We start from the raw sequence: 17,846 nt of genomic DNA on the forward strand, positions 1-17,846 counted from the left end.
GCCGCGCCGGCCTTCGCTCCCGTTTCGACCGATTTATGCCGACTCACCCGCTGGTTTTCCATTCGTCGCCGGACCAGACGATCGCCTGGCGCGACGGCGCGCCCGTCACCGTGCGCGCATTCGTCGCCGACGTCGCGCGCGTGGCCGCCGCGCTGCCCGCCGGCGGCCACGTGTTCAACGTGTGCCGCGACCGTTACCGCTTCGCGGTCAGCCTGTGCGCGGCACTCGTTGCCGGCAAGATCAGCCTGCTGCCGTCGACGCACACGCCGGAAATGGTGCGCCAGCTCGCATCGTTCGCGCCCGACGCGTTCTGCCTGCACGACGCACCCGACTGCGCGATCGACCTGCCGCGCTTCGCGTACCCCGATGCCGCCCCCGGCGCGCTCGCGAGCGATGCGCCGTTCGTCGTGCCGCAGATCGATGCGGCGCGGATCATGGCCTACGTGTTCACGTCCGGCTCGACCGGCGCGCCGGTGCCGCACCGCAAGACCTGGGGCTTCCTGGTCGGCTGCGTGCGCGCGGCAGCCGACCGCCTCGGGCTGCTCGATGGCCGCGCGGCCACGCTGATCGGCACGGTGCCCGCGCAGCACATGTACGGCTTCGAGTCGACGGTGCTGCTCGCGCTGATCGGCGGCCTCGCGTTCAGCAATCGCCAGCCGTTCTACCCGGTCGACATTCGCGACGAACTCGCTGCGATCCCGCAGCCGCGCGTGCTCGTCACGTCGCCGATCCATCTACGTGCGCTGCTGGCGGCCGGCCAGGCGCTGCCGCCCGCGGCGCTCGTGCTGTCGGCCACGGCGCCGCTGTCGGAAAAGCTCGCTTGCGAAGCCGAAGCCGCACTCGACGCGCCGCTCGTCGAGATCTACGGCAGCACCGAGACCGGCCAGATCGCGACCCGCCGCACGTCGCAAGGCGCGACCTGGGCGTTGTTCCCGGGCATCCGGCTCGACGCGCGCGACGAACCGGAGAGCGACGACGGCGAGCCGACGATCTGGGTGTCGGGCGGGCACGTCGAAGCGCCCGTGCCGATGGGCGATGCGCTCGAACTGCTCGGCAACGGCCGGTTCCTGCTGCACGGCCGCAAGGCCGACCTCGTCAACATCGCCGGCAAGCGCACGTCGCTCGCGTACCTGAACCATCAGCTCAACGCGATTCCGGACGTGATCGACGGCGTGTTCTTCATGCCCGACGAAGCCGCACCGGCGCATGCCGACGCGGGCCTCGAACCGGTCACGCGCCTCGTTGCGCTGGTCGTCGCGCCGACGCTCGCGGCAGCCGGTCTGCAGCGCGCGCTGCGCGAGCGGATCGATCCCGCGTTCATGCCGCGCCCGCTCGTGTTCGTCGACGCGCTGCCGCGCAACGAAACGGGCAAGCTGCCGCGCGACGTGCTCGCCGCACTCGTTGCGCAACATGCGCGCGCCGCGGCCGCGCCGACGCCCGTGCGCGACCCGGACGGCACGCCCGCGCTCGGGTTCACGATCCCCGCCGATCACCCGGCACTGCCCGGCCACTTCCCCGGCCATCCGGTCGTGCCGGGCGTCGTGCTGCTCGATCACGCGATCCATGCGATCGGCACGGCGCTGAACCGCCCGCTGCACACGTGGCGGCTCGGTTCCGCGAAATTCCTGAGCCCGGCCGCCCCCGGCGAACCGCTCGAACTCACGTTCGACCCGGCCGCCGGCGGTGCGATCCGCTTCACGCTGCGCACCGGAGCGCGCGAGGTCGCGAGCGGCGTGCTGTCCGCGCCGCCGGCCACGCAGGATGGCGCGCAGCCATGAAGCGCACCGCGTGGGCCGAACGCCAGGAGCGCAGCAATGCGGGCTTGCTGCGCGCGATGACGTGGATCTCGCTGCGCTTCGGCCGACCGCGCGCGCGTGTCGTGCTGCACCTGATCGCGACGTATTTCGTGCTGTTCTCGCCGGTCGCGTGCGCGGCGTCGCGCGACTACCTGCGCCGCGTGCTCGGCCGCCCCGCGCGCTGGCGCGACGTGTACCGGCACGTATTCACGTTCGCGGCGACGATCCACGACCGCATCTACCTGATGAACGGGCGCTTCGACCTGTTCGACATCCGGCTGCACGGCGAGACGCTCGTCGATGACGCGCTCGCGGGCGGACGCGGCGCGTTCCTGATGGGTGCGCATCTCGGCAGCTTCGAGGTCGTGCGCGCGATCGGCCGCACGCACCCGGACCTGCGCGTCGTCGTGACGATGTACGAGAAGAACGCGCGCAAGATCAACGCGACGCTCGCCGCGGTGAACCCCGCCGCGCAGCCGGAAGTGATTCCGCTCGGGCAGGTCGACTCGATGCTGAAGGTGCGCGAGCGTCTCGACGCGAACTGCATGGTCGGCATGCTCGCCGACCGCACGCTGCTCGACGAGTCCGCCGCGTCGCTGCGGCGGCTGCCGCTGCTCGGCGCGCCGGCCGCGTTCCCGCTCGGGCCGCTCTACATGGCCGCGATGTTGAAGCGGCCGGTGATCTTCATGACGGGCCTCTATCGCGACGGCAACCGCTACGATGTGCACTTCGAGACGCTCGCCGATTTCTCCGACGTGCGGCGCGACGCGCGCGCGGCGGCCGTCGACGCGGCACTCGCGCGCTACGTCGCGCTGCTCGACCGGTACTGCCGCGCGGCGCCGTACAACTGGTTCAACTATTTCGACTTCTGGCAAGGCGGCGATGCCGCGACCGTGACCGTTCGCAGCGACACTGCGTGCGCCGGTGCCGGCCTGTCCGCCACGAGGGATTCCGACGCATGACCGCCGTTCGCCGCTGCCTGCCCACGCTCCCGTCCACGCTGCGTCGTACCGTCCGCACGCTGGCCGTCGCCGTCGCGGCAACCGCCGCCATGACCGCGCTGACGGCCGCGCCCGCGCAGGCGGCCGACACGGCACCGGCGTGGAACCTCGACCGGTTGATGTCGACGCTTGCGCAACACAAGTCGGGGCGCGCGACGTTCACCGAGACGAAGACCCTGTCGATCGCGACGCAGCCGGTCGAGTCGTCGGGCGAACTCGTATTCGTCGCGCCCGACCATCTCGAGAAGCACACGCTGAGCCCGAAGCCCGAACACCTCGTCGTCGACGGCGACATGCTCACCGTCGAGCGCAACAACCGCAAGTTCACGCTCGCGCTCGCACGCTATCCGGAACTCGGCGCGTTCATCGACAGCATCCGCGCGACGCTCGCCGGCAACCGCTTCGCGCTCGAACAGGTGTACAAGGTCGCGCTCGCCGGGCGCGGCGACGACTGGACGCTGACGCTCACGCCGCTCGACTCGCGGATGCTGAAGGTCGTCAGCACGATCACGCTCGACGGCACGCGCGACGTGTTGCGCAGCGTCGCGATCCGGCAGGCGGATGGCGACCGCTCGGTGATGCGGCTGCAACCCGTTCCGGCGAACCCGAACTGATGGACGAACGCACCCGCCCCCCCGCGTCACGGGTCGCGCGCCGCCTGCACGCGCTGCGGCAGCGTGCCGTGCTCGTGTGGCTGCTCGCGCTCGTCGCATGCGGCGTCGCGATCGGGCGCGCGCACTTCACGGCCGACCTGTCCGCGTTCCTGCCGAGCGCGCCGAGCGCCGGGCAGCGCGTGCTCGTCGACCAGTTGCGCGACGGCGTCGTGTCGCGGCTGATCCTGGTCGCGATCGACGGCGGCGATGCCACGACGCGCGCCGCGCTGTCGCGACGCGTCGCCGGCGCGCTGCGCACCGATCCGCAATTCGCGGCCGTTCACAACGGCGAAGCCGCGAACGACGCGCGCGATCGCCAGCTCATCTTCGATCACCGCTACCTGCTGAGCCCGGCCGTCACGCCGCAGCGCTTCAGCGCCGCCGGCCTGCATCAGGCGCTCGGCGACAGCCTCGACCTGCTGAGTTCGTCGGCCGGCCTCGTGGCCAAGGCGATGCTGCCGCGCGACCCGACCGGCGAAGTTGCCACGCTCGTCGACCAGTTCGACAGCGCGGCGGAACCGGCGAGCCGCGACGGCGTGTGGGCATCGCGCGACGGCACGCGTGCAGTGCTCGTCGTGCAGACGGCCGCCGCCGGGTCCGACACCGACGCGCAGGCCCGCGCGATCCACACCGTGCGCGATGCATTCGCCGCCGCCAAGCAGGCCGTGCCGAACACCGCCGCGACCACGCTCGCGATGACGGGCCCCGGCGTGTTCTCGGTCGACACGCGCGACACGATCCGGCACGACGTCGAGCGGCTGTCGACGGCGAGCGTCGTGCTGATCGTCGCGCTGCTGCTGACGCTGTACCGTTCGCCGCGCACGCTCGCGCTCGGCTTGCTGCCGGTGCTGACGGGTGTCGCTGCGGGCATCGCGGCGGTCAGCCTCGCGTTCGGCACGGTTCACGGGCTGACGCTCGGCTTCGGCACGACGCTGATCGGCGAAGCCGTCGACTATTCGATCTACCTGTTCGTGCAATCGGCGCAGGCCGGCACGCGCGGCACGGCGCGCCCGGCCGACGCGACGCGCGCATGGGTCGCCGCGTACTGGCCGACGATCCGGCTCGGCGTGCTGACGTCCGTGTGCGGGTTCGCGTCGATGCTGTTCTCCGGATTCCCGGGCCTCGTGCAGCTCGGGCTGTATTCGATCGTCGGGCTGGCGGCCGCCGCGCTCGTCACGCGCTTCGTGTTGCCGCACCTGCGCGGCGAGCATGTCGCGATCCGCGACGTGTCGCGCGTCGGCGCCGTGCTCGCGCGTGCGGCCGACGCCGCGCCGCGGCTGCGCTGGCCGCTCGCCGTGCTGGTGATCGCCGCCGTCGCGACGCTCGTGCTGCATCGCGACGGTTTGTGGAGCCGCGAACTCGCCGCGCTCAGCCCCGTGCCGGCGCAAGCGCAAGCGCTCGACGCGCGGCTGCGCGCCGATGTCGGCGCACCCGATGTGCGCTATCTCGTCGTGATTTCCGCATCGACCGAACAGGCCGCGCTCGAAGGCGCCGAAAAGGTGGCCGCGCAATTGCAGCCGCTGGTCGACCGGGGCGCACTCGCCGGCTTCGAAAGCCCTGCGCGCTACCTGCCGAGCGAGGCCGCACAGCGCGCACGCCAGGCAAGCCTGCCGGATACCGACGTGCTCGCCGCGCGGATGCGCGACGCCGTCGCGAACCAGCCGATCGCGGTCAAGCCCGACCTGTTCGCACCGTTCATCACCGATGTCGGGGCCGCGCGCCACGCACCGCTGCTGACGCGCGCGGACTTGCGCGGCACGTCGATGGCGCTTGCCGTCGATGCGCTGCTGACCGAACGCGACGGCCGCTGGAGCGCGATGCTGCCGCTGCGCGCGCCGGACGCCTCCCGCGCCGCGCAACCGGCGTCGAGCCTCGATGCCACGCCGATTCGCGAAGCCGTCGCCCGTGCGGGCGTGCCCGATGCGCTGTTCGTCGACATGAAGGCCGAAGCCGATCGCCTGTACGTGAGCTATGTGCACGAGGACATCCGGCTGTCGCTCGCGGGCTTCGCCGCGATCGCCGTGCTGCTGCTGATCGCGCTGCGCTCGCCGCGCCGCGTCGTGCACGCGCTCGCGCCGCTCGTCGCGGCCGTGCTGGTCGTGACGGCCGGATTCGCGCTCGCCGGCGTGCAGCTGACGATCCTGCATCTCGTCGGGATGCTGCTGATCGTCGCGGTCGGGTCGAACTACGCGCTGTTCTTCTGCAAGCGCGACGACGCGCAGCCCGTCACGCCGTACACGCTCGTGTCGCTGCTGATCGCGAACCTCGCGACGGTCGCCGGCTTCGGGCTGCTGGCGCTGTCACGCGTGCCGCTGCTCGAAACCTTCGGGCTGACCGTCGGCCCGGGCGCGATGCTCGCGCTCGCGTTCGCGGCGATTCTCGCGCCGCGCGCGGCTGACGGTATAGCCATCAACCGTCATCGAGGAGGCCGCGCATGAACGCGCCGTCGTCCGCCCCGTCGCGACAGCCCGGCGATACGCGCCGCTGGAAGCCGACGCCGCTGATCGCGGGCACGGCCGCGCTGCATGCGGGCGCGGCGGCGGCCGTCGTCGCTCAGCCGGCCGCATGGCCGTGGGCGGTCGGCGGCGTGGTCGCGTCGCATCTCGCGCTGACCGCCGCCGGCCTGTGGCCGCGCAGCACGCTGCTCGGCCCGAACTGGACGCGCCTGCCGGCCAACGCTGGCCGCCGCATCGCGCTGACGATCGACGACGGCCCGGATCCGGACGTCACGCCGCGCGTGCTCGACCTGCTCGACCGTTACGATGCGCGCGCGACGTTCTTCTGCATCGGCGATCTCGCGCGCCGTCATCCGCGCTGGATCGAGGCGATCGTCGCGCGCGGTCACGCAATCGAGAACCACAGCCAGCGGCACCGGCACACGTTCTCGCTGTCGGGGCCTGCCGCGCTGCAGCGCGAAATCGCGGCCGCGCAGCAGACGCTGACCGAGCTCTCCGGCACGCGCCCGCTGTTCTTCCGTGCGCCGGCCGGCCTGCGCAACCCGTTTCTCGAGCCGGTGCTGTGCGAACTCGGCCTGCAGCTGGCGAGCTGGACGCGGCGCGGCTTCGACACACGCACGCGCGATGCGGCGACCGTCACGCGCCGCCTGCTGCACGGCCTCGCGGCGCGCGACATCCTGCTCGTGCACGACGGCCACGCGGCGCGCGATGCGCGCGGCGAACCGGTCGTGCTCGACGTGCTGCAAGCGGTGCTGCGCGCGGCCGCCGATGCGCAATTGCACTGGACCACGCTGCGCGCGGCGCTCGCGCCGCAGCCGCCCGGCGGGCCGGGTGAGCCGGCCAATTCGGCCCCCCCGTTTGATAAAATCTGACCTCGAACGGCGCGCCTGCCAGCCCTGCTGCGGCGCCCGTTCCGGCCACCGGATGCGACCCTCGTGAAACCTCTCCTGCTCTCGCACTTCACCGCCACCAGCTGCATCGGCCGCGGCCTCGATGCGACCCTCGATGCGCTGCGCGACGCGCGCGGCGGGCTCACACCCTGCCACTTCGAAGGTGTGGATCTCGACACGTGGATCGGCGCGGTGGACGGCGTCGATGCGCAGCCCGTGCGGGCCGACCTCGCCGACTTCGCGTGCCGCAACAACCGCCTCGCGCAACTCGGCCTCACGCAGGACGGCTTCGACGCACGCGTCGCGGCGGCCGTCGCGCGCTATGGGGCGGCACGCGTCGGCGTGTTCATCGGCACGAGCACGGCCGGCATCCTCGAAACCGAGCACGCATACCAGCGCCGCGATCCGGCGAGCGGCGCGCTGCCCGCCGACTTCCGCTACGCACAGACGCACAACCCGTATTCGCCGGCCGCGTTCGTGCGCGCGTTTTTCGCGCTGCGCGGGCCGGCGATGGCGATCTCGTCCGCGTGCTCGTCCGGCGCGAAAGTGTTCGGCTCCGCGCGCCGCATGATCGAGGCGGGCTTGATCGACGCGGCCGTCGTCGGCGGCGTCGATTCGCTGTGCCTGACGACGCTGTACGGCTTCAATTCGCTCGAGCTGCTGTCGCGCCAGCCGTGCCGGCCGTTCGACGTCGCGCGCGACGGCATCTCGATCGGCGAGGCTGCCGCGTTCGCGCTCGTCGAACGCATGCCCGACCCGCCCGTCGCACTCGACGCCGAAGCGGTCCTGCTGCTCGGCATCGGCGAATCGAGCGACGCGCATCACATGTCGTCGCCGCATCCGGACGGGCTCGGCGCACGCGTCGCGATCGAGCAGGCGCTTGCATCCGCCGGCCTGGGTGCAACCGACATCGACTACGTGAACCTGCACGGCACCGCGACGCCGAGCAACGACGCGGCCGAAAGCCGCGCGATCGGCGCGCTATTCGCCAGCACGCCGTGCAGCTCGACGAAGGGCGCGACCGGCCATACGCTCGGCGCGGCGGGTGCGCTCGAGGCCGTCGTCGCCGCGCTCGCGCTGCGCGAGCAGTTCGTGCCGGCCGGCGTCAACACGACACAGCCCGACCCGGCACTCGCCGCCGACTACGTGCTCGCGAGCCGCGATACCCGCGTGCGCGCCGTCCTGTCCAATTCGTTCGGCTTCGGCGGCACGAATTGCAGCCTGATCCTCGGCCGCGCCGACCACGCCCGCCGTTGAGGCCCGCCATGACACTCACCGCCTTCATCGAAAGCATCGGCCTCGTCGGGCCCGGATTGAACGACTGGCCGCACGCGGCCGACGTGCTCGCGGGCCGCGTGCCGTATGCGCCCGCCCGCACCGAGCTGCCGCCGCCGGCCGGCCTGCCGTCGGCCGAGCGCCGCCGCACCGGCCCCGTCGTGCGCGTGGCGCTCGCGGTCGGCCACGAAGCGGTGGCCGCGAGCGGACGCGACGCCGCGACGCTCGCAACCGTGTTCAGTGCGTCGGGCGGTGACGGCCAGAATTGCCACGCGATCTGCGAGACGCTGGCGGGCGACGATCGCCAGCTGTCGCCGACGCGCTTCCACAACTCCGTGCACAACGCGCCTGCCGGCTACTGGAGCATCGCGACCCGCGCGATGGCGACGTCGAACGTGCTGTGCGCGCACGACGGCAGCTTTGCCGCGGGCCTGCTGGAAAGCCTGTGCCAGGTCGTGGTCGATCGCGTGCCGACCCTGCTGATCGCGTACGACACCGACTATCCGGAACCGCTGCACGCGGTACGCCCGATCGATGACGCGTTCGGCGTGGCACTCGTGCTCGCGCCCGAAGCAAGCGAGCGCGCGCTCGCCCGCATCGACGTGCAGCTCGCCGACGCGCCCGCCACGCCGCTCGCGCGTGCCGAACTCGACGCACTGCGCGCCGGCAATCCGGCCGCGCGCGTGCTGCCGCTGCTCGGCGCCATCGCCGCGCGACGTTCGACGCGCGTCGTGCTCGACTACCTGGCCGATACGCGCGTGCAGGTCGACGTCGCGATGCCGGATACGTTCGCGGAGCGCGCGTGATGACCGCGACGATCCCGCTCGCGCCGCCGCTCGACCATGCATGGATCGCCGCGCACATTCCGCACGGCGGCGCGATGTGCGTGCTCGATACGGTCGATGCCTGGGATGCCACCCAAATCCGCTGCACCGCGACGAGCCACCGTGATCCGCACAACCCGCTGCGCTCGCACGGACGGCTTGCCTCCGTCTGCGGGATCGAATACGCGGCGCAGGCGATGGCCGTGCACGGCGCGCTGCTCGGTGCGCACGAAGCGCGCCCGCGCGTCGGCTATCTGGCGAGCGTGCGCAACGTCGACGCATTCGTCGACCGGCTCGACACGTTCGCGCAGCCGCTCGTCGTCGAAGCGGAACGCGTGAGCGGCGACGCCCGCTCGGTGCTGTACGGCTTCGCACTGCGCTGCGGCGATCGCGTGCTGCTGTCCGGCCGCGCCGCGGTGATGCTCGACGCGTTGGCAGCCGGCGATGCGAATCCTCGATGAAGCCGCTTACTCAAGAGAAGGAAACCAGGTCGTGAAAGTTCGTCAGTTCATTGGCACCGCGCTCGTTCTGGCGCTGATCAGCCCGATCGCGCACGCGGACATGTCGGAAGTGAAGCAGGACATCAAGCGCGATTCGAAGGAAGCCGCGCACAAGACCGGCGAGGCGGCCCGCAGCTTCGGCCACGCGACCGCGAGCGCCGCGAAGGCGGTCGGGCACGGGGTCGCACACGCGTCGCGCGAAGGCTGGGATGCCACCAAGCGCACGACGAAGCGGATCTTCCACAAGAACGACTCGGGCGAGTCGGGCGGGAAGAGCGAAAAGAACGATTGATCAAGGGCATCGCGCGCATCGCCGGAGGCATGCGCGCGATGCACGACCGCTCGTCAAGCGTGACGCGTCACTGCCTCGATGCCGCCGTCAACGCGCGCCGCGCAGGCGGCGTGCCGGCCGGGCCCGCCCGCGTGCGAAGCACCTGCCGTACGCGACGAGCGAGCAATCGCGATGATCGAAGTTCCGCAGCAGCCGCGCACGGCGCCGCTCGAGCCAGTAGAGCGAGACTGTCATCGTCAGCGCGACGGCCAGTGCCGTGCCGCCGATCACAAGTCCCATCCAGGTATCGCCCATGCCTTCTCCGGAATGCGAAGCCGAAGCGGCGCGCCTGCCGCCGCCCTGGCACTGGATAGTGCGGAACGCAGCCCGGCAGGTGCGCGCACGCCGCCGGGCCGCCACGCGTCAATGCATGTGCTGGCCGCCGTTGATCGCGATGTTGGAGCCCGTCACGAAGCCGGCCTCCTCCGAGCACAGGTAAGCCACCAGCGCGGCGACTTCCTCGGGCTTGCCGAGCCGGCCCGCCGGAATCTGCGGGAGGATCTTCGAGTCGAGGATGTCCTGCGGGATCGCCGTGACCATCTTCGTCGCGAGGTAGCCCGGCGACACCGTGTTCACCGTCACGCCCTTGCGCGCGATCTCGAGCGCGAGCGATTTCGTGAAGCCGTGCATGCCGGCCTTCGCGGCCGCATAGTTGGTCTGGCCGACCGAACCCTTCGAACCGTTCACCGACGAGATGTTGACGATGCGGCCCCAGCCGCGCTCGACCATGCTTTCGCACACCGGCTTCGTCATGTTGAACACGGAATCGAGGTTGGTGCGGATCACCGCATCCCAGTTGACCTTGTCGAGCTTGCGCAGCGTCATGTCGCGCGTGATGCCCGCGTTGTTCACGAGAATGTCGACCGGGCCGACGTCCCGAGCGATCTTCTCGATGCATTGCTGGCACGAATCGTGATCGGCCACGTCCACCGGGTACGCGTGGAACTCACGGCCGGCCGCATGCATCTCGGTCAGCCAGCGGTCCGCGCCGGTGTTGTTCGGCGAATACGTGACGACTACCCGGTGGCCCGCGTCGTTCAACCTGATGCTGACCGCTTCGCCGAGGCCGCCCATTCCACCAGTCACTACTGCAATTCGCTTAGTCATCCTATTAATTACCGACAAAAAAGTAATCGATCAAGGCGGAGCGGCGGCGTCGCTCACGCTGCCGCCCCACCGCTTCGATGCGCAGCCGCCCGCGTCGCGGGTGCGGCACGCACCGGCACCTCGCGCTTGTTGTTGACTGCTTGTCGTGCGCGAAAACCGCTTCGCCCGCGTGCGGTGCTGGCCGCTGCCGCCCGCGGGACGAGTCGTCAGACCCTGCTCAGGCGCGCTCGACCGCGAGCGCGACACCCATCCCGCCGCCGATGCACAGCGACGCCAGCCCGCGCTTCGCATCGCGCTTGGCCATCTCGTGCAGCAGCGTCACCAGGATCCGGCAACCCGACGCGCCGATCGGGTGGCCGATCGCGATCGCTCCGCCGTTCACGTTCACCTTCGACGTGTCCCAGCCCATCTGCTTGTGCACCGCCAGCGCCTGCGCCGCGAATGCCTCGTTGATCTCCATCAGGTCCAGGTCGCCCGGCGTCCAGCCCGTGCGCTCCAGGCACCGGCGCGATGCCGGCACCGGGCCCATCCCCATCACGCTCGGATCCACGCCCGCGTTCGCGTACGCCTTGATCCGCGCCAGCGGCGTCAGGCCCAGCGCCGCCGCCTTCTGCGCCGACATCACCAGCACCGCCGCCGCGCCGTCGTTCAGCCCCGACGCGTTCGCCGCCGTCACCGAGCCGTCCTTCGAGAACGCCGGCTTCAGCCCGGCCAGCGATTCCGCCGTCACGCCGTGACGCACGAATTCGTCGGTGGCGAACTGCAGCGGCTCGCCCTTGCGTTGCGGAATCGCCACCGGCACGATCTCGTCGTCGAAGCGGCCGCCCTTCTGCGCGGCTTCCGCCTTGTTCTGCGACAGCGCCGCGAACGCGTCCTGCTCTTCGCGCGTGATTCCGTATTCCTTCGCGACGTTCTCCGCCGTGATGCCCATGTGGTACTGGTTGTACACGTCCCACAGGCCGTCGACGATCATCGTGTCGACCAGCTTCGCATCGCCCATCCGGAACCCGTCGCGCGAGCCCGGCAGCACGTGCGGCGACGCGCTCATGTTCTCCTGGCCGCCCGCGATCACGATCTCCGCATCGCCCGCGACGATCGCGTTCGCGGCCAGCATCACGGCCTTCAGGCCCGAGCCGCACACCTTGTTGATCGTCATTCCCGGCACTGCCGTCGGCAGCCCGGCCTTGATCAGCGACTGCCGCGCCGGGTTCTGCCCGGAACCGGCCGTCAGCACCTGGCCCATGATCACTTCGCTGACCTGCTCGGGCTTCACGCCCGCACGCTCCAGCACCGCGCGGATCACCGTCGCGCCCAGCTCGGGCGCCGCAATCTTCGCAAGCGAACCGCCGAATTTGCCGACCGCGGTCCGCGCGGCCGATACGATCACTACATCCGTCATGTCCAGTTCCTGCATCGAAATCAGTTCGTCGTTTTGACGCCGGCGCGTGCCGGCCTCGGCTGGCGATCGCGCATCCCGGGCCATTCGGCGCGATAGCGATCGCACGCCGCCGTAGGGCGCGCGGCGCCCGTTCGAACGGGCGGCACACCGGTACGGCTCGCCGGTTCACCGGCGTCTTGCGGCAAACCGGACACTTGCCGGACGCCACGCGGCACACGCGGCGTCCGGCACCATCCGGCGCCGATCAATTCGTGTCGCGCCCGTGCGCGACACGTGCTTGCGTGGCTACGCGATTACGCAGCCGATTCGCGTGCGGCCGCGGCGTCCTTGCGTGCGACGGCAGCCGTTTGCTTCGCGCCACGCGTGGCCGTTTCGCTGACCGCATCGAAGCCGCTTTGCGCGGCTTCGATCGCCTGGCCGGTCGCGGCGCGCACCGAATCGGCTGCGGCGGTCGCCGCCGACAGCGCCGAGTTCAGCGCGGCTACCACCGGTGCCGAGCCGGCCGGCGCATGCTTCGACAGTTCGCCGAGCACGTCCTTCAGGCGCTTGTCGTTCTGTTCGTATTGCGCTTGCGCGACCTTCGCCCATTCGGACTGCGTCGACACCGCGATGTCGAACAGATGGCGGCCGTACGACACGGCCTTGCCGGCCGCTTCCTGCGGTGCGGCGACCTGCTGCGCGAAGCCCACGGCCGGGTTGCTGCTGTTGAATGCGTTCTTCAGCTTGTCCTCGTATTCCTCGAGCGCCGTCCGGGCCGCTTGCAGGTTGAGTTCGACGACAGCCTCGAAACCTTGGATCGCCGGACGGGCAATTGCGAACCACGCTGCAATACCGGATTGATATTCGGCGTTGATTTTTTCGGGGGCAAATACGGACATCGGGCACGCTCCTGTTAGCAATGCGAGAGACGACGTAAAGAAAATTGGAAGCCGGATCGACAGCAGGCTTCCTTATTGACAACCCGGCACTTATTTGAGTGCGGGAAGTTGAAGGAGCCCATTCTAGATCGATTAATTGTCAATTAAATGGCATTAATGCTAGGTGTAAACCCTTATTTCCATCCAGGCGACCGCTGGAACCCGTGATGCGCCGACATCGCAGACGATGCCCGCACCTCACTCGGTCCCGCAATGCATTTTTACCTTTTTACAGGATAACGGATCATGACGTCGCGCAACATTTACCAATCCATTATTCCGTTTATTAGAAAACCGGGGCGCATTGAAAATGTAGCGGTCACTTATGTAATCGTTTTTTCTGGATTTATTATGAAATCGTTTTCGGGATTATTAATGACGAAATCAATGATCGGATGAATTACGGTCGCAATAAAAAAACGGCCGCATGATGCGGCCGCGGATTCGTCAGGCAGGTGCGGAATCAGCCGGCCAGTTCGCGATGCAGCGCGAGGAACTCCTGCGCGAGCTTGTGCCCGGGTTCCAGATGGATCACCGGCTTGGACTGCTGATGCGACTCGCGAATCTTCACCGACGCCGACAACCTCGACGCGAGCACCGGCAGCCCCTCCTCAACGAGTTCGTCGACCAGCCGCTGCGGCAGGCTCGCCCGCGGCTGGAACTGGTTGATCACGATCCCTTCCACCTCGAGCGCCGCGTTGTGGTCCTGCTGGATTTCCTTCACGTTCTCGAGCAGCGTGTACAGCGCGCGACGCGAGAAATCGTCGCAGTCGAACGGGATCAGGCAGCGCTCGACCGCAATCAGCGCCGAGCGCGTATAGAAATTCAGCGCGGGCGGCGTGTCGATGTACACGGCGTCGTAGGTGTCGAGCTCGTTCAGCGCATCGCGCAGCTTGTAGATCTTGTAGCGCGACTCGAGCTTGCCGTGCAGCGTGTCGAGTTCCGGATGCGCGGGCATCACGTCGAGCCCTTCGAACGGGGTCGGATGAATGAACGACGCGACGTCGACCGGGCGGAAGTTGAAGGTCAGCGCGGTTTCGAAGAAATCGGCGACACCCGGCTGCGCGTCGGCTGCGGCGTCGCCGAGCAGGTAGCGCGTTGAGTTCGCCTGCGCATCGAGATCGATGACGAGCGTGCGCAGCCCTTCGCTCGCGCTGATCGCCGCCAGGTTGCAGACGATCGTCGATTTTCCCACGCCGCCCTTCTGGTTGAATACGACCCGCCGCATTGTGTCTCCTCGATCGAATACGTCGAAAAGGCAAGCTTAGCCGGTCAATAATGGCGGTCGCGTGACGCAGGTCGAATTGTGCGCATTCTGGCACGGGGTGTCTCAGCGGCGCGTCACCGGCCCCGAGACGTACTGGTTGCCCGGGACGCTCCAGCGCCACGGCAGTTCCGTGCCGACACGAATGCCGATGCGCGGGCCGCCCGCCAGATCGGCGGGCGGCGCGATGCCATCGTCGACGATCGCGAACCCTTCGTGCGCACCGATCAGGTCGACACCGTCCTGCGCACCGCCGATCCCCATCGCCTGAGCCAGCCGCGCCGGCCCCCGGCACAGGTCGCGATCGCGCGTCCGCGGCGGCCGTGCCGCACGCATTTGCTCGAGCCCGTGCAGCGGCTCGAGCGCACGGATCAGCACGCCCGTTCCCGTGCCATCCGGGCCGCACACGCAGTTGCAGCACCAATGCATGCCATACGTGAAATAGACATACAGGTGCCCCGGCGGCCCGAACATCGTCGCATTGCGCGGCGTCTTGCCGCGGTAGGTATGCGCAGCCGGGTCGATCGCACCGGCATAGGCTTCCACTTCGACGATCCGCCCGGCACGGCCGTCCGCGGCCGCGAGGATCTTGTTCAGCAGTTGCGGCGCGACGTCGGTGGCGACTCGGTCGAAGAATGCGCGGGGCAGCACGGTGCCCGGCCACAGGGGCGAGGGTTCACCGCGCCGCATCCTGCCCCTCCAGTTGGAGACCGGAAACGGCCCTCGCCTGCAGACGAAGCTGACGGTATGCGTCGACCAGATCGTCGAGACTGAACGCGAGGTTTCGCCCGCTCGGATTGGGCAGCACCCAGACGCTCGCCCCCTGCATCCGGGCCGGTTGCAGCCCCCACTCGATTTCTCGCTGCCCGGAAAGCGCGGAGTACGCCGCCTTGCCGAGAAAGGCGACGAAGCGCGGCGCGTAGCGCGCCAGCTTCTGGTCGAACTCGGCAGCCGCGGCAATGAATTCCGCGCGCGAAAGCTGATCGGCGCTCGCGGTCGGCCGCTTCACCACCGCGGTCAGGCCGCAGCCATATTGAAGAATCGCATGATCGTCCTGCGGCGAGATTTCCGCCGCCGTGAAGCCCGCGAGATGGATCACGCGCCAGAAGCGGTTGCCTCTCCCGGCGAAGTGATGCCCGGTCGCGGCCGCGGTCAAGCCGGGGTTGATCCCGCAAAACAGCACGTCGAGATGCGGAGCGATGAGGTCGGGAAGTTCGTCAGCCACGGTTTGCCTGGCACGCAAGGAACATCGACGTAAACGAAACAAGGCCCGAAGGCCCGGGCCAAGCAACTGGCTTGACTCGGACGTTCGGGCCCATCGTGATGCGGGATGCCGACTTGCCGATCAGAACGGAATATCGTCGTCCATCTCGTCGAAGCCGCCGCCTGCCGGTGCGCTCGGACGGCTTTGCGCGCCGCCGCCTGCACCGCCACGCGCTGCGCCGCCGGCACGACCGCCGCCGCCGCCACCGCCGCGCTCCATCTGCTCGCCACGGCCACCGCCGCCGCCACCACCGTAGCCGCCGCCGTAACCGCCTTCGTCACCGCCACCACCGCCGCCGCCGCCCGCACCGCGGCCGCCGAGCATCTGCATCTGGTCGGCGACGATTTCGGTCGAGTAACGATCCTGGCCGTCCTGACCCTGCCACTTGCGCGTGCGGATGCGGCCTTCGATATAGACTGACGAACCTTTCTTCAGGTACTCGCTGACGATTTCCGCCAGACGACCGAAGAACGCGACGCGATGCCACTCGGTCATTTCCTTGAAATCGCCGCTAGCCTTGTCCTTGTAGCGGTCGGTCGTCGCGAGACGGATGTTCGCAACCGCGTCGCCGCTCGGCAGGTAACGGACTTCAGGATCGGCGCCGAGATTGCCGACGAGGATGACCTTGTTGACGGATGCCATGTGTTTCTCCAGTAAATTCGATGCCGGGCCGCCCGCTCATGCTGTCGGTGCGGCCCGCCGGGCAAGCCGGCGAAAGTCGCCGGGGCCTGCCCGAAATGAGTTCAGGCCTTGCGCGGCGGCGCTTTCATGCTGGCCGCGATTATAAGCCACGCGGCAACGAGCCCCGAACACGTGTAGAAGACCGTATTGGCCCCACCGTGCTTCAGCAGCCAGCCGCCCACGATACCGCCGAGCGCGAGCCCGACCGACTGCGTGGTGTTGTAAACGCCCGTGGCCGCGCCCTTGCGCGAACCGGGCGCGAGCTTCGACACGAGCGACGGCTGCGACGCTTCCAGGATGTTGAAGCCGAGGAAGTAGACGAAAAGAACCGCCGCCACAATCAGGATGGTATGCGGCGCGCTGCCCAGCAGCAATTGGCCGATCAGGATAGCCAGGATGCCGCCGAGCAGCACCGGTTTCATCTTGCCCCGTTTTTCCGCGACGATGATCGCCGGAACCATCATCACGAACGCGAGCCCCATCACCGGCAGATAGACCTTCCAGTGCGAGGCGACCGGCAGGCCGCCGTCGACGAGCAGGCGCGGCACGACGAGGAACAGCGCCGTCTGCGTCGCGTGCAGCACCAGCACGCCGAAGTTCAGGCGCAGCAGCTCGACGTTGTGCAGCACCTCGGCGAACGGCGCGGGCACGTGCACGGGCTTGGCCGCATCGGGCACGATCCACAGCACGACGCCGATCGCGAGGATCGACAGCACGCCGACGATCGCGAACAGCCCGCTCATCCCGACCCAGTGGAACACGATCGGCGCACCGACGATCGCGACCGCGAACGACACGCCGATCGAGCCGCCGACCATCGCCATCGCCTTCGTGCGGTTCTGCTCGGAGGTCAGGTCGGCGATGAACGCGAGCACCGCGGACGACACCGCGCCCATCCCCTGGATCACGCGGCCGACGATGATCCACGTGATGTCGTGCGCGGACGCGGCGACGAAGCTGCCGATCGCGAAGATCACGAGGCCGGTCGCGATCACCGGCTTGCGGCCGAACTTGTCGGACGCCCAGCCGTAGAAGATATAGAACAGCGACTGCGTGACGCCGTAAGCCCCGAGCGCGATGCCGACGAGCAGCACGTTGTCGCCGCCCGGGATGGTTTTCGCGTAGACCGAGAACACCGGCATGATCATGAACAGGCCGAGCATGCGCAGCGCGAAGATCGCCGCGAGCGACGTGGTCGCGCGCAATTCGGGCGCGGTCATGCGGGAAGACGTGGCAGACGGATTGGACATCGGGAATGAATTTCGAATGATCGGAATGTCCGCCCGACACCGGGCGGCGGAAGATCAGGACCAGCGGCCCGGGAGGCTTGGCCGGCAACACGTCGGGGCAGGATTCAGGCAGCCCGCAGGCAGCCCGGAACCGCGCGGCGCGGCCGCTGCGGCCACTTTTCCCGGCGCAGGCGCCATCTTGCTGCCACCTGCTGCTAAGGCTGGGGACCCCAAACGACGGCCTCGAAAAGCCGTTATA

Annotated in this window: 18 protein-coding genes; 9 read left to right on the forward strand and 9 right to left on the reverse strand. The window is 69.2% G+C overall.

The window, feature by feature from the left end; translation table 11 throughout:
• The first annotated feature begins 35 nt into the window (after positions 1 to 35).
• The 9 genes from QZM35_RS20690 (at position 36) to QZM35_RS20730 (ending at position 9,687) form a co-directional block, all read left to right on the forward strand.
• Positions 36 to 1,778, forward strand: coding sequence for an acyl-CoA synthetase family protein (locus QZM35_RS20690; RefSeq protein ID WP_301776702.1), 1,743 nt, complete (start codon positions 36 to 38; stop codon positions 1,776 to 1,778).
• The gene (locus QZM35_RS20695; protein WP_301776703.1) at positions 1,775 to 2,758 is read left to right on the forward strand and encodes an acyl-CoA synthetase; all 984 of its coding nucleotides are present in this window, start codon (positions 1,775 to 1,777) and stop codon (positions 2,756 to 2,758) included. Before QZM35_RS20690 ends, QZM35_RS20695 begins: the two co-directional genes overlap by 4 nt.
• Positions 2,755 to 3,411 (forward strand): outer membrane lipoprotein carrier protein LolA, encoded by a 657-nt coding sequence (locus QZM35_RS20700; protein WP_301776704.1) that lies wholly within the window; start codon positions 2,755 to 2,757, stop codon positions 3,409 to 3,411. Before QZM35_RS20695 ends, QZM35_RS20700 begins: the two co-directional genes overlap by 4 nt.
• Positions 3,411 to 5,888: an MMPL family transporter gene (locus tag QZM35_RS20705; RefSeq protein WP_301776705.1), complete on the forward strand. Its 2,478-nt coding sequence runs from the start codon at positions 3,411 to 3,413 to the stop codon at positions 5,886 to 5,888. Before QZM35_RS20700 ends, QZM35_RS20705 begins: the two co-directional genes overlap by 1 nt.
• Positions 5,885 to 6,778 carry a polysaccharide deacetylase family protein gene (locus QZM35_RS20710; RefSeq protein ID WP_301776706.1) on the forward strand — a complete coding sequence of 298 codons (894 nt, stop codon included), beginning with the start codon at positions 5,885 to 5,887 and terminating at the stop codon, positions 6,776 to 6,778. Before QZM35_RS20705 ends, QZM35_RS20710 begins: the two co-directional genes overlap by 4 nt.
• A 63-nt stretch (positions 6,779 to 6,841) precedes the next feature.
• Positions 6,842 to 8,053 (forward strand): beta-ketoacyl-[acyl-carrier-protein] synthase family protein, encoded by a 1,212-nt coding sequence (locus tag QZM35_RS20715; protein ID WP_301776707.1) that lies wholly within the window; start codon positions 6,842 to 6,844, stop codon positions 8,051 to 8,053.
• Between the two features lie 8 nt (positions 8,054 to 8,061).
• Positions 8,062 to 8,877: a beta-ketoacyl synthase chain length factor gene (locus QZM35_RS20720; RefSeq protein WP_301776708.1), complete on the forward strand. Its 816-nt coding sequence runs from the start codon at positions 8,062 to 8,064 to the stop codon at positions 8,875 to 8,877.
• Positions 8,877 to 9,356: a hotdog family protein gene (locus tag QZM35_RS20725; RefSeq protein ID WP_301776709.1), complete on the forward strand. Its 480-nt coding sequence runs from the start codon at positions 8,877 to 8,879 to the stop codon at positions 9,354 to 9,356. Before QZM35_RS20720 ends, QZM35_RS20725 begins: the two co-directional genes overlap by 1 nt.
• Positions 9,340 to 9,687 carry a hypothetical protein gene (locus QZM35_RS20730; RefSeq protein ID WP_089426337.1) on the forward strand — a complete coding sequence of 116 codons (348 nt, stop codon included), beginning with the start codon at positions 9,340 to 9,342 and terminating at the stop codon, positions 9,685 to 9,687. Before QZM35_RS20725 ends, QZM35_RS20730 begins: the two co-directional genes overlap by 17 nt.
• An 87-nt stretch (positions 9,688 to 9,774) precedes the next feature.
• Here QZM35_RS20730 and QZM35_RS20735 read toward each other — a convergent pair whose 3' ends face one another.
• The 9 genes from QZM35_RS20735 to QZM35_RS20775 all read right to left on the reverse strand — a co-directional run bounded on the left by QZM35_RS20735 (position 9,775) and on the right by QZM35_RS20775 (position 17,608).
• A complete protein-coding gene (locus QZM35_RS20735) occupies positions 9,775 to 9,981 on the reverse strand; it encodes a hypothetical protein (RefSeq protein ID WP_089426338.1) in 207 nt (68 codons plus the stop codon).
• A 108-nt stretch (positions 9,982 to 10,089) separates the two neighbouring features.
• Positions 10,090 to 10,833, reverse strand: coding sequence for an acetoacetyl-CoA reductase (phbB, locus tag QZM35_RS20740; protein WP_041492959.1), 744 nt, complete (start codon positions 10,831 to 10,833; stop codon positions 10,090 to 10,092).
• Between the two features lie 217 nt (positions 10,834 to 11,050).
• On the reverse strand, positions 11,051 to 12,232 hold the full coding sequence (locus QZM35_RS20745) for an acetyl-CoA C-acetyltransferase (protein ID WP_301776710.1): 1,182 nt from the start codon (positions 12,230 to 12,232) through the stop codon (positions 11,051 to 11,053).
• A gap of 293 nt (positions 12,233 to 12,525) precedes the next feature.
• Positions 12,526 to 13,110: a TIGR01841 family phasin gene (phaP, locus tag QZM35_RS20750; RefSeq protein ID WP_089426339.1), complete on the reverse strand. Its 585-nt coding sequence runs from the start codon at positions 13,108 to 13,110 to the stop codon at positions 12,526 to 12,528.
• A gap of 502 nt (positions 13,111 to 13,612) precedes the next feature.
• Positions 13,613 to 14,377, reverse strand: coding sequence for a ParA family protein (locus QZM35_RS20755; RefSeq protein WP_039345972.1), 765 nt, complete (start codon positions 14,375 to 14,377; stop codon positions 13,613 to 13,615).
• 102 nt (positions 14,378 to 14,479) lie between these two features.
• The gene (locus QZM35_RS20760; protein WP_301776711.1) at positions 14,480 to 15,103 is read right to left on the reverse strand and encodes a DNA-3-methyladenine glycosylase; all 624 of its coding nucleotides are present in this window, start codon (positions 15,101 to 15,103) and stop codon (positions 14,480 to 14,482) included.
• Positions 15,090 to 15,638, reverse strand: a complete 549-nt coding sequence (gene mug, locus QZM35_RS20765; protein ID WP_089426341.1) for a G/U mismatch-specific DNA glycosylase — start codon at positions 15,636 to 15,638, stop codon at positions 15,090 to 15,092. Before mug ends, QZM35_RS20760 begins: the two co-directional genes overlap by 14 nt.
• Before the next feature lie 120 nt (positions 15,639 to 15,758).
• Entirely contained in the window at positions 15,759 to 16,319 is a 561-nt protein-coding gene (locus QZM35_RS20770) for a single-stranded DNA-binding protein (protein ID WP_175016519.1), read from the reverse strand.
• A 101-nt stretch (positions 16,320 to 16,420) separates the two neighbouring features.
• Positions 16,421 to 17,608 carry an MFS transporter gene (locus QZM35_RS20775; RefSeq protein ID WP_089426342.1) on the reverse strand — a complete coding sequence of 396 codons (1,188 nt, stop codon included), beginning with the start codon at positions 17,606 to 17,608 and terminating at the stop codon, positions 16,421 to 16,423.
• Positions 17,609 to 17,846: the final 238 nt, after the last annotated feature.

The sequence above is a fragment of the Burkholderia sp. AU45274 genome (assembly GCF_030482505.1).
GTDB lineage: Bacteria > Pseudomonadota > Gammaproteobacteria > Burkholderiales > Burkholderiaceae > Burkholderia.